This is a genomic window from Paenibacillus sp. FSL P4-0113, assembly GCF_038009305.1.
GTDB classification, from domain to species: Bacteria; Bacillota; Bacilli; order Paenibacillales; family Paenibacillaceae; genus Paenibacillus; species Paenibacillus polymyxa_D.
Genome location: NZ_JBBPAZ010000001.1, coordinates 2,126,180 through 2,140,094 on the forward strand (window position 1 = coordinate 2,126,180; position 13,915 = coordinate 2,140,094).

Consider the following 13,915-nt stretch of genomic DNA (forward strand, 5'->3'; position numbering starts at 1 on the left):
AAAGTTATGTTCACCTTTTGATGAACATAACTTTACAAAACGGACTTTAGATTATCATAAAAACTATAATTATTGTTTTCGCTCACATTCAATAATGCAGAATTGATCTGAAGTGGGAATAACACGTGTAATTTGTAAACCGGATCGATGTATCAACACCTCGAATTCCGACTGAGTTCTAACGCCTCCACCCGGAGTGACGGCCAGAAACAGTAAATCCCGAATTACCTCTTCTTTTGTCGGATGCTTATCATCAACAAGCATCTCTATAATAATTAATTTAGAGTCATTTAACATCGCTGAACGTATATTACTGAGTGCGGACAGAACGTGCTCATCATCCCAATCGTTTAACGCTTTGCTGATAATATAGAGATTTCCACCAGCCGGAATCGTTTCAAACATATCTCCACCAATTAACTCACAACGTCCTGTCATATCTACAGAATCTATATATTCCTTTGCTCGCTCGATCGTTGATGGCAAATCATATAAAACCCCGCGACTATTTACATTTTCCTCTAGAATACCAGCCAATATTTGTCCTAGACCACCCGCAACATCCACAATGACATCAAACTCGTCAAATGAATATGAATTCAGTATTGTTGGTAAACTTACTTTTGAATATACTTCCATCGCACGGTTGACCACTTGCTGCTGCTCAATATTTATTTTCCCAGCTTCAAACCATGCGGAATTGTCGAATGCAGGCCGTCCGGTCCGGATGCTGTATCCCAAATTCATCATAGGTTCAATAATAAAATCCCCTAGCAAATAATTTGCAATGGGCTCAATCGATTGAGGGGTTTCCCCTGGTTGCAATGTAGCTCCATACGCAGTTACCTCGTAATTTCCAGATGCATCAACCTTAAGAAGATCCATGGCGACTAATGCTCTTAACAATCTTCGTAAAGAAACTGAGTCTAGCTCCAAATGAGTCGCTAACTCGTCGTTCGTTTTTTTCCCTTGCTGTAAACCTTTAAACACACCCAACTCTGTTGCAGTCTTAATCACAAACGAGAAAAAGTAACTACCAATATACCCCATAACACTAGCCTGTGGCGGTATAGATTGCGGCTTAACCTCAACTTTGTTCACATTTGTTGTTTCCATAGCGATAACTCCTCTCTAGTATTCGCACTTCCAAACATAAAGTCAATTCCACTGTCTGCATGCAATGCAGTAGTATCAAAAACAGGAACGCTGACATCCTTTTGATTAATAAGCAACGGAATCTCTGTGCAGCCCAGTATGACTCCCTGAGCACCTTCAGAGATTAATTTAAGGATAATGCGTTGGAACTTTCTCTTAGCTTCCGTGGTAAACAGGCCCAGCACCAATTCGCTGAAAATCACTTGATGTATATAATTGCGATCAGGCTGATCTGGAAGGATAACATCAATCCCTCTTTCTTCCAACTTGCGTTTATAAAATGTTTCTTTCATTGTAAAGTTGGTTCCGATAAGTCCAACCCGCTTAACGCCTGTTTCGGAAACTTTATTTGTAACTGCATCTGTTATATGAAGAAGAGGTATACGAATATGACGTTGTACTTCTTCCGCTACTTGATGAACCGAATTGCAACATATCAGCAGACAATCAGCCCCGGCTCTCTCAACTACGATTGCAGCATTGACTAATATTTCCGTAACATCCTGCATTCGATTAGCATTTACAAGAGACAAAACTTCCTCATTATTCAAGCTGTTTAGAATCAACTTGGCCGAATGAGTTTTTCCAAGCTGCTGATTAACACGCTCATTAATATACTTATAGTAAAATAACGTCGATTCATAGCTTAATCCACCGACTAACCCAATTGTTCTCATCTTCTGTTTCCTCCTTCAATGGTCTATCAGCTTCAACCACTGCACCTCCCTACCCTCGTGTCATATGTATATAAGAGTCGATAATTATCAGCTAAGGTAGCATTCGGTCTGTTGCTTCCCGATAGTTCCCCACTTAAATCCAAGACGGTCAAGTATGAGTTCTGTTCGGTCACATACACGTAAATAATTCAACCATTCAGTATTGCGGAGTAAAAAAAGATTGAGAATGACATTTATGACTTCTTTGCGAGTAGAAGGGTCATTAAACTTTTGAGTTATGATACGTATAAATAATTCATAGTCGACCAGTTCTATTTTTTCATTGATAGATTGTAGTTCTCTCCCCAACTGTCCCCAACTGATTCGATGAGGATTAAATACATGATGGTTTTGATTATGCAGAGCAGGCCGGTCGAATAGAGTAACAATAGCTTTGGCAGCTTGATCCACACCTGTCATATCCAATATTGGTTCATGCAAATCTGGAAACAGACCGATGTTATTCATTGCATTTACAAAAGAATAAAATGCGTTACTCTCCTTGTTAACCATAAACTTTCCTGTTTGAGTGTTATTATTAAGAGAATTTAAGCGATAAATTGTACAACTCAGTCCCCTATCTCTAGCGGTCCTCAACAGTGCTTCAGCTTCCATTTTACTTCTTAGAAAGTGATTATTAATATCCGCTCGAATAGGCCCTACCTCTTCAATATACTCGTCAAACAACTGAATATTACTTCCCGTACCGATGCTCATATTGGACGTAAAGTGGATGTCCTTGATATTCTTGAAAGCAGCAAAATGAAGTATGTGTCGAGTACCATCGATGTTCACTTTTTCAAATTCCGCTGCTGTGCCGTAATGTCTTGTCAGTGATGCCGTATGAATGATACAATCCACGTCCTCAGCCAATTTCTCATATTCTGTAGATTCCAATCCCAGATTCGATAGTGTTACATCACCGCAAACTACAGATACTCTTGCCCATCCTACTTCATGATGTCCTTCTAAAAAATAGTATTGAAATCTCTCTTGGAGATAGTCCTCTGATATTATTCGAGACTCACCTCTTACTAGAAGGGTAATTCGGGCATTCGATCTGTTGAGAAGCTCCTGTAGAAGATGTGTACCCAAAAAACCTGTACCACCTGTCAATAGAATATGCTTGTAGGACTTTTGCAGCGTGAGATCTCGATCCCGCCAAGCCTCCACTTTTGCTAGGTATGTCCGTAGTGCCTCCTCTCTTGATCCGAGTGACGCAACCATATCCACATCCGTATGAACAGCTGAAGGCTTCATCACCTCAAGCAAATGATGAAAATACCCTGCATGTTCAACCACGTGAAGAGACAGTTGAGCGATAGTCGGATAATCAAATAAGTCGTTAATGGAGATAGTGTATCTGTCACTCAGCAGTGCAACCATTTTGACCCCGGACAAGGAAGTTCCTCCAATTTGAAAAAAATTATCATCAATTCCTATCCGTTCAACTTCAAGCAATTGCTGCCATACTTCAACTAAAGCTCTCTGGATATTATTCATGGGTGCCCGGTAAAGTGTAGCTCCAGACAACTTCAGTTGATCCATGCTTGCCAAAGCAGATTTATCAATTTTTCCATTTACCGTCAGAGGTAGAGCAGACACCTGAGCATAGCGCACCGGAACCATATATTCAGGTACCTTCAGCTTCAAAAAGTCGTATAGGACGTTGAAGCTCAATTTATGATCGCTAATCAAATAAGCGACCAGTTCCCCAACACCATTGGGTCCTGGATTGACAAGCACAACCGCCTCACGAATATCTGGGTGAGAGATTAAAGCGGTTTCAACATCACTGGTTTCAATGCGGTATCCTCTTATTTTGACCTGACTATCAATCCGTCCCAGATACTGAATCTCCCCAGTGGGCAACCAACGTGCCAGATCGCCTGTCTTGTACATTCTTTGTCCCTCATACAACAAGTCTTCAATGAATTTCTCCTCGGTCAACCTTGGATTGTTCACATAGCCCCGCGCCACCCCGGTTCCGGCTATTACCAATTCGCCAATTGCACCGATCAGTTGCAACCGATTCTTTTCATCTACAATGTAGCATCTATAATGATCCAATGGGCGACCAATCGTGACTTGGGAAGCCTGATTCAATACAGCTGATGTCGCCAAACACGTCGCTTCCGTTGGTCCATAGACATTCACAATATAAGCTTTGGTCATTTGTTGAATCTCACGTAAAAAACCTATCTTCAATTCTTGACCGCCAATAAGAAACATTTTGATACGCTGCAGTGCTTTCGCAGACTCCTTGTGAAGCATCATCAGTTGCAGTCGCGAAGGTGTAATCATCATGACATCGATATGATGTTCTTCTACCAAACGCCCCAACTCAGCAGAATCTATATGTTCTCGTTCATTGGCAATAACGACTTGAATTCCCTTGAAAAGACCATACAAGGCCTCAGATATAAATAAATCAAAGGCTATACTGGCAGCATTAAGAATAACTTGAGGGGAAACAGGAGCGATTACTTCATCGATAGCATGTAGGAATCGGACGACAGAATTATGCTCAATTTCAACTCCCTTGGGTTTCCCGGTTGATCCAGATGTAAAAATGATATAGGCCAGCGATCCACCTGAGCTGATCATTAATAAGGGCTCTACTGCCATGACACTAAGATCATCTGTATCTACGCAGAAAACTCTTTCCAGCAATTCACATTTTGGCTTAATTCCCCGTAAAGCTTGCTTGTTAGCAGCTGTTGTTAGTGCAATGCGTACATTCCCTTCCCGAAGAATATCTGTCACACGTTCCAATGGAACAGCCGGGTCAATAGGAACAAACACGCCACTTGCCTTCCAAATCGCTAACATGGCTATATATACATAAGGTGATCTATTCATGTATACGGCAACTGCTTCTTCTGGGAGCAGTTGATGGTTTTTTACGAGATCAAAAGCCAAACGATCAGCCTGATCGTTGAGCTTTTGATACGTCCATTCTTGATGTTCAAAAATTAAAGCGGTTTTCTCAGGCTGTGCTCGAACCTGCTCATTGAATAATTGTTGAAATGTGCAAGCAGTACCGGATTGCAATTCTTGCGGCTTGTTAAATTGATACAGTAACTGATGACGATTGCTCTCAGAAAGAAGTTTAATATCTTCCAGAATTGTTTGCGTATCTTTCAATATGCAGGCATAGTACAGAAACAATGCATCTGTTAGATGCTCTATCGTAGCGGCAGAAAACAATTGGGGAGAGTACTTAATTGTCAAAGATAATACTCCCTCAATCATATCAAAGTCAAAAATGATCTCCGAATGAATTTCATCTATGCTTTCCCTTGACTGAATGGGGTTAAATAACACAAGTGTTTTTATCTGCGGTCTGGTGTCATCCGAGTATACAATTCCAGCTCGCTGCGCTATAGCGTGGAACGATACATCCTGATGCCGGAATGCTTCTGTCATAGTTTCCTTCATTCCGTTGATCCAATCGCGGATCGTCATATCTGGGATAAGTTTGCTACGAAGCAAAACCCATGAGCTACCTGCCGGTTCACTTTCTTTCATTTTTAAAGCAGGTGTCCCCACAACTATATCCCGCAGGCCAGTATAGCGGGATAACAGATATTTTACGCCAGATACCAAAATCATAAAAACACCCAAATGAGAGTGCCGGGTCATCTCAAATAATCCAGTCTGTACTTCGCCAGAAAATAGACGAGTATTCAAAACTTTATTCGTCTTCAACTCTTGTCCAGTATAGTCATGAGGGAAGCCAGTCATGTCCAATTTTTTATCCAAAGTACGACTCCAAAATTCCAAGCCAACTCGATCTGCAGGTTGGTTTATTCCTTCTTTAGATATAGTCTCCATTGTTTACCCTCCTACTTGCCGATCCCAGATCAGCCATCTAAAACAAGAATTCAACATCTTCCACTATATTCACATTTTTGTGAAGACAAGGGTGCTTACCGATTGGAATATTCGGTTGGCAGATAAGCTGTGCCAAGATTTTCATGAATTCCTTCCCTAGTGTTTGCACGGTTTCTTGCTGGAACAACGAAGTGCTATACTCCCAGTTACATGAAATTCCCTCTACAGTCTCATGTACTTCCAAAGCAAGATCAACCAGAGAAACTCCGTTGTGATACGGATAATTGTATATATCATAAAACTCTGGACTTTTCAGAGAGGTGTACATGTTATGCAGAATAAATGCTACATCAAATAAAGGGTTACGGCTTCTATCTCTGTTCAGCTGTAGCATTGCCACCAAATCTTCAAATGGGTAGTCTTGATGCTCAAAACTTTGCAACGTATTTGTCCTAACCTGATTGATAAATTCATGGAACGTAATCTCTTTGCTGGAACAGTTACGCATGATTATGGTATGAACAAACATGCCAATTACAGGATCAACATCTCTATGAGGTCTTCCCTGTGATACAGAGCCGATGATAATGTCGTTTTGTCCAGTTTGTTTCTCTAACAGTAAATGATAGGCGGCGAGCAGCACAATATATATCGTTGAGTCTGTTTCCTTAGAAAAACGATATATGCTCTCTACTAACTCTGAATTCATTTGCAAACAGATTTGTGAACCTTGATAGGTTTTATGGGCTGGTCTTTCAAAATCTACAGGCAAATTCAATTGAGGGATTGGTGCAGCGCATTTGGATATCCAAAATTGCCGCATCTGTTCCTTCTCTGGAGAATGTTTTCGTTCATTTTGCCATACCACATAATCTCTAAATTGAACTGTAGGCGGCTCCAGCTCCTGATTTGATTTATAGAAGTGGATTAGCTCTTTGAAAAAAATCAATAGCGAAGTGCCATCAGAGATTAGATGATGGAAATCAAATACCAGCGCTTGTTTGCCATTTGTTAATTGAACTAGAGCTCCTCGTGCCAAAGGCGCCGTTCTCCAATTAAACGGGTTCGTGAATTTTTTCATCATCACTTTCAATTCGTCTTCCTCTAATATTGAAGGATACATTTCCATTTCTATTCTCGCATCATCATGAATAATTTGGATCGGCTCTCCATCCATAACATCAAATGACGTCCGCAACGCCTCATGTCTTCTCACAATTCGATCAATAGCTATTTGTAGTCTGTTAAAGTCCATATTTCCGTCCACAATAAGGGCCAAAGGCTTGTTATACATCGTAAAATCAGGATTATACTGCATCATTACAAATATCCTGCTTTGGTCTGACGATAATGGATAATATGGTTTAACAGGGTGCCTTTTTATAGTGCTGAATGGACCAGGTACCATCCCTTCTGTATTCCTCAACAATTCAGTCAGTTGTGCAACAGACGGGTTTTTAAGCACATCCACATCTTTTAGATCGGTATGCAATATAGCATTCAATTCATTCACAATCTTGATAGCTGTAATAGAATCTCCACCTAATTCATAAAAATTGTCCGCCAATTTAATGTGAGAGAAGCCAAGGTATTTTTTAAATAATTCTAATATGATTACCTCTCTTTTCTCCCTTTCAGTGCCAATACTTTTTATGACTGGCGCCGACGAATCTATCCAACAACGCAGCTTTGAAAATGGATATACAGGCAGGCTGATCTTTTGATAATCACTATTTTTGTATATTTCATCCCAAACGAACTCTGCCCCTTGTGCATACAACTGACCAAGCTCGTTCATCGCTTTTTCACGCTCTTCATTTTTTTTCAAATATGTTTCCCTTACTTTCTCAATAACAGGTTGATGATTGTCCAACTCACTATAATATACCGCTGGTACATCCATCAGTTCTAAACTTGTTGTACATAATGCTGTCAGTTTATCTAGCATTTCCTCTTTATTCGAAGCTATAATAGCCAATCGATATCCAAAGTGTTTGCGACCAGCATTTGCGGTATAGCATAAATCACCTAACCGATATCCTTCAGATTGAGTCATCCACTCTTTGTAACTGTTTATTAACTCTAGCAAACTCGATTCGCTCTGAGCCGAAAGAGCCAACATCTCCCAATCTTGGCCTTTTTCCTCTGAGGGTGTCTTCAAGAAATTTTCTAAAATGACATGACAGTTGGCCCCTCCTCTAGAAAAGGAACTGATCCCGCACCGCAAAACTTCTTTTTTTGTCGAGAATTGGATAACATCGCTATAACATTCAGCAGAGTCATCCGGAGTGATATTAGCATCTCCCCATTGCTTGTATGCTCCTGACGGCAGTTCCTTATATTTTAAGGCCATAACAGCTTGCAATAGCCCTGCCAGACCAGAAGCATGATACAACTGTCCTATAGAGGATTTTACAGATCCCAAGAAAAGCTGACTCTGTGTTCCCCTCAAATGTGAAAATGCAGACTGTATCCCCTCTCTTTCCCTGACATATTCCAAGTTATTTTCAATGTTATGTGTTTCTATAAATGAAATAGTTGAAGGATCGATACTTGCATTATTCCATGCTTGTACAAGCAAATCCTTATATGTACTGCTATCTCGTACTCGTCCATGATGATTCGTCGACGAGCCCTTTATAACAGCATGAATGTGATCTCCGTCCAGCATCGCCTTGTTTAAGGGCTTGATCAGGATTGCCATAACTCCTTCTCCATAATCTACTTGAGTATCGCCTGATTGTATTGGAAACAAATTAATGCGGGACGTCCCTATTAGTGCTTGTTCACACTCTCCCGCCCGTATCGATTGGCAAGCCTGATGTACTGCAACTAATGATGAAGCATCTGAAGCGTTGGTTACTACAGTGGGACCATGCCAATCCATGATATAAGCGATCCGACTAGGAATTAACGAAGATAAATTCTCCGTAACACATAGATCACCTAGGACAGGATTAACATCGGCGACCATCTGAGCATATGAATATTCCGGCAGATCACTTTCTCCGTAAAACACACCTGTTCTGGTTCCATACAATGAATCGCCACCGTACCCCGCATCTTCCAGCGTATGCCATACTACTTGCAACAACAAACGAAGAGAAGGGTCTATCACACATGCTTCTTCGAAAGAGATGGAAAAGAAAGGATAATCAAAATAATCAACGTTATACAAAAAGGCTTGGCGTGCAAATGAAATAGCTCTGTTTTCCTCTTTCCCCATGATCCAGTTTAAATAGGAATTCATATCCTGCTGTCGTTTTTCTGATAAATTATTGATAAACGCTTTCCCCTCTTTTTGATGATCCCAGAGCTGATCAATTGTAGCATCAGAGGCAAATATCCCAGATATCCCTATAATAGCGATATCATTTTGTTTTCTATGAGGATTTTCAGAACTCGACATGCACCTCAACATCTCCTTTTACTCAAAATATACGCTTCCTGATCAACCTATAAACATAATAAAAAGGATGCTTAGCATCCTCTGAATATGACCCTATATATTTAGAACTAATTAGAGAAGCCCTCTACATCAACTGTATTAATTTCGAAATGAACATAGCTTCGCCCACTCATCTATTTTTCAATAGACTACACACACAACTGCAATATGACCTCATCGCTACACCAATGTACCGAAGCATCAGTTGGCTTCACTCTGATTTTTTGGGGTAATGTTCATTTGGGCATTTTCCGATACTGAAACAATCTTAATTCCCACATCAATATATTTTTCTGCGCCATTCAGCCTCAAGATAATCCTCGCTCTTTTTTTCCGCGCATCAATCTTTTTTATTCTTTCTTCCTCACCCGTTAGCGGACCGTCACATACAACGGCCCTTGTATTTCTTAGATATAAAGACGAATATCCTATAATTTCATCTTTATCAATAAGTTGGAGAATAGGTCTCATTTCTTCGTCGTCAATTTTTGAGAACGAATAGGACTCAATTCTATCTTCCGGATTCACTCTTATTTCTTTAGACTCTATTTGATGATAACGATGGTTAAAATTATTTAGAAGTCGATAGCATTTAGGAAGCCGCCTAAGATCATTATAAGTTTTTGCATTCATCTCCGTATTTACAAATACATAACCTGGAAAAATCGTTCGACAAACTTCATAGATGTGACCCTGTCTTTTCTCTAACAGCCTACGTTTGGGAACTATCGCATACATTGACGACGGATTGTAGAATTTACGTATCATCGCTCGAACCACATTTTCTTGTCCGGTTTCGACATGCAGCACATACCAGCTCATAATCGCTGTCAATCCCTTCTCAGTAGAGACGCAGAAATATTTCAATTTTAAATATTATATTTATTCCCTTTTATAGTTATATTATGAAGTAGATATTATCAAAAGGAAAAACATTAATCAACAACTAATTTCATACAAATTTCGACACCTATCTATTTTTTATCCAATTAAATCATTTCCTGATATCATACGGTATCATGAATATATAACAGCTTTACACTAATATCATTTGTTGAATTTATGCATTTAATTTTACTATACATAAAAATTATACGAACAGGATGGTCCATCACTACCATGAAAAAATCATAAATTGATATAATCAGTATATTTTATGTATTGTGAACCCAAACAAGCTGCCTCCGACCAGATACCGAAGACAGCTTACCGCTTGTTTATTTAATATTATGAAATGAGATTTAAGGAGGCAAACAGAAGCCTCTTCTTAAACATAGGCTCAATTGTTTATAGTGGAAGGCCAGTCTCCAAGAGATTTAATGCTTCAGATAATAATTCAGAAAAATTTTCAGTTGGATTTTCCGCATAATGCAACATAACAGATATGTTAACACCTATGACGGCGCCTGCAAAAGTTCGAATCTGCAAGTCTCCAGGATCTCGTCCCACCCGTTTGGAAACCATCTCAGCAATCATATGCATTGTATCAGTCAAATTATTCAAGGTTGCAGCCCGGAGTTCCGGTACTGACATCACGAGTTGGTTACGCTCACGTGTAGTAGACATTTCGTCGCCGGACATGTCAGACATGGTTGCTAACATAGCATTACGCACAGCTTGAAGTGGAGTTAAATGAGCTGGCTGTTCTTCAAATGCAGATATAAGCAGGGGATCATAGTTATCTGTAACAATCACATCCTCCTTGCTCGAAAAATAGCGAAAAAAGGTGCTTGGTGAAATCTCCGCTGCTTCTGCAATCTGTTCCACAGTAGTTTCGTTATATCCCAGTTCGCTGAATAGGCGTAACGCATGCATTTGAATCGATGCAATGGTTTTTGCTTTTTTTCGCTCCCTCAGCCCAAGATTTTGCTGGTGTTCAAGTGACATTTGTTTCACTCCTCAATAGATTGCTCATTCAAGTTTCACTCCTCATCGAGCAATTTGCTTCAGCATATATTTTTGACCACATGCACACTATTGCCCGATTTTGCGTTTACACTCAGTTTATCATGATCCTTTGTACTTCACGATACCCAGGATTGTATTATTCCTGACTGTAAAGCAATACATCAAAACTTGAAACCACTCCAATATCAGCTTTTATAGGCGAATATGCGGCGTACAGAAGCTGATAGGTTGAATCAGGTTGGTTCTATTGAGAAATTCAAAAAATTTATCTCCTCACCTCGTTAGTACAATTCCCTGCCCACCATCAACAATAACCCTGTCGCCGGTTTTCATTCTTGTAGTAGCATTTCCACATCCTACAACAGCTGGTATGCCTAGCTCTCTGGCTACAATAGCAGCATGAGAGAGTGGTGCTCCTATATCTGTTACAATCGCAGCTGCTTTTGGAAAAAGTGGAGTCCAGCCTACATTCGTTGTCGAGGTCACCAGTATTTCACCAGGAAGGAGCTGGTGTCCATCCTCAGGATTCCTCAGTACACGTACAGTCCCCTCAATTCTACCTGCCGCTCCAGCAACTCCTTCAATGATTTCGGAATGGATAGAGCTATCTAATGGTATATATGGATCATAATAATCTACTCTGCGATTGGGATCCTCCATCCATTGTAAAGGTTCAAATCGCCCACGTATAATCGAGGGGAACGCAGGCAGTTGCTTATATTTTAAATAGTTCACTTTTCTGGTCGAGATTCTCTCCTCAATAACACTTCCTCCTGCAAGCCAGCCCAATATCTCATCTACATATAAAAAAAATACATCTTCTCCTATGCCAATCAACTCGCCTGCTTTCAGCGCGAAAGAGCGATTTAATCTGAAGACACGCGTCCATTCCGAACGAACAGCTTCCCTTAAATGCGGTCCTTCAGAAATTTTTGCTATGACACGTTTCAACTTATTTATCTTGTATGGAAAACGCTGCTCCAATCTTCTCCAAACCACTTCATTTTGTTCACGTTGTTTATACAATAAATCGTCAACATTTATTCCAGATTTCTTTGTTTCTTGGATTTGCTTTTCCAGCCAACTCGGTTCTTCTCTTGGATCAGGTATCGATAGCTCAAACTCATGTGGGCCTCGATGCCCATATTCCAATAGATAATCCTCCTGACTCATTTCACCTTTCACGACTGAAGATATACCAACAACAGGTCCCAAGCTGGCCAAACCTGTACTTCCGCTCAGATTAGATAGAAGTACACTAGCATCATCACGTCCAAGCCATTTCTCCAACTTTTCCTTCAATCGAACAAAATTTTGCATCTTGCTACTAGGTCCTTCCAGTGCAATCCACATCGCTTCAATATTTTTAGGCCAAAGCTGCTCACGCCATAATGTAATCAATTCTTCCTTGGACTGGACATTGCCAATTAACTCTTCCGTTTGAGTGCACCAGGCCGCTGTTTCTTTTATGTGCTGTGGTAATAATTTCATCGCTTTTCGGGTCTGTTTAAAAGCATACAGCATCTTGGGGAGCATTATTTTAATGAGCTCTTTCCTAGAAAACGGATATATAGGAATTTGGATTTCATCTGGAATTTCCCCAAAAACATTGCTCATTTTTTTTAATATTGACTTTTTATTCCACCCAAATGCAAAAAAAACGGACAATGGTACACTCACATTGGAGTATACTCTTCCACAGATATTACCAGACATTAAATAATGACCAGGAATCACATTATGTTCTTCGTCCAAAGCACGAATAATAGACCAGCTTAAGGGAGTAACAACATCTGAAATGGATTCACCTACATTAGTATTCGTCCAAAGAAAATCACCTGATAAAGAATCATTCCATTCAAATGTATCCATATTTCCAGGGCTTAAAGTAGTAACAGGTCGTGCTTGTAAAAAAAAGAGTTGGCCATTGGCAATGGCCCATTCAATATCCTGTGGTTCTCCCATCGCTTTTTCCAGACGGGAAGCATACCAATATAGCTTTTTGATATAAGGAAGTAATTCTTTTGGCCCTTTATATCGACCTGAGGGTTTAAATAAGGAGAAAACACGAGCATTTCCTTTACCAGATACCAGTTGCTCCCCTAACCCGAACACAAAATTTCCAGACATTACTGAACGATTGCCCGTAATAGGGTCTGCTGTAAAAAGAACACCCGAGATTTCAGAAGGAACCATGATTTGGACTACAATCGCCATTTGGTGTGCTTCTTCAAAACCCTTAACTGCACTGTATGCCCGCACCCTCTCACTGTATTGAGAATGGTGAACCACATACAAGGCTTTCAGAACGTCCTCGTTTGTTTGTACTTCTAAGACACTTTCAAACTCTCCTGCAAAAGAAGCTAAGGCTGAATCCTCGCTCAAGGCTGAAGACCTTACTGCAAATGAGACATTAGGGTAATCCTTACGAAGCTTTTCCAAATACCTGATCATTTCTTTCCATGTCTTTTCCTTAAGTTTTTCCCCTTGAAAGGCCTGTGGAAAAACAATAAAACCATTAGGAATCGGATAACCAGCTTGAAGCATCCTAGCAAGCATCCCTCCTTTGCCTCCGGTCCATTTCCGCAGCTCAGGAGTTATCTCTGCAAACCATTCTATTTCATTACCCATTTTGACACTTCCTAACTTTTTCAGTTGTAATATTTCGGTCCCGTAATTGGAAATGGGTATATTTATTGTTTATATTTTTATTATTTCGGGACTTAGTATCTTTTTACACTTTATACAAAAAGACAGTCAGTGTCAAATTAAATAATCTTTCACTTTTTTTGTATCCTGTATCGTTAGCCTCATAGCAACTTACTGTACAAATAAGTCCTAAAAAAGAAAA

Annotated in this window: 7 protein-coding genes; all 7 read right to left on the bottom strand. The window is 40.0% G+C overall.

What is annotated here, in order from left to right; genetic code table 11:
* Positions 1-69 precede the first annotated feature (69 nt).
* Positions 70-1,116 (bottom strand): methyltransferase, encoded by a 1,047-nt coding sequence (locus MKX46_RS08780; protein ID WP_029514834.1) that lies wholly within the window; start codon positions 1,114-1,116, stop codon positions 70-72.
* A complete protein-coding gene (locus MKX46_RS08785; protein ID WP_029514833.1) occupies positions 1,098-1,832 on the bottom strand; it encodes an aspartate/glutamate racemase family protein in 735 nt (244 codons plus the stop codon). Before MKX46_RS08785 ends, MKX46_RS08780 begins: the two co-directional genes overlap by 19 nt.
* An 87-nt stretch (positions 1,833-1,919) precedes the next feature.
* Positions 1,920-5,708, bottom strand: a complete 3,789-nt coding sequence (locus MKX46_RS08790) for a non-ribosomal peptide synthetase family protein (protein ID WP_029514831.1) — start codon at positions 5,706-5,708, stop codon at positions 1,920-1,922.
* 37 nt (positions 5,709-5,745) lie between these two features.
* Positions 5,746-9,117, bottom strand: coding sequence for a condensation domain-containing protein (locus MKX46_RS08795; RefSeq protein ID WP_340932963.1), 3,372 nt, complete (start codon positions 9,115-9,117; stop codon positions 5,746-5,748).
* A gap of 240 nt (positions 9,118-9,357) precedes the next feature.
* Positions 9,358-9,978, bottom strand: a complete 621-nt coding sequence (loaP, locus tag MKX46_RS08800) for an antiterminator LoaP (protein WP_029514827.1) — start codon at positions 9,976-9,978, stop codon at positions 9,358-9,360.
* Between the two features lie 465 nt (positions 9,979-10,443).
* A complete protein-coding gene (locus MKX46_RS08805) occupies positions 10,444-11,043 on the bottom strand; it encodes an acyl-CoA-like ligand-binding transcription factor (RefSeq protein WP_029514826.1) in 600 nt (199 codons plus the stop codon).
* Positions 11,044-11,337: 294 nt separating this feature from the next.
* A complete protein-coding gene (locus MKX46_RS08810) occupies positions 11,338-13,695 on the bottom strand; it encodes a PEP/pyruvate-binding domain-containing protein (protein ID WP_029514825.1) in 2,358 nt (785 codons plus the stop codon).
* Positions 13,696-13,915: the final 220 nt, after the last annotated feature.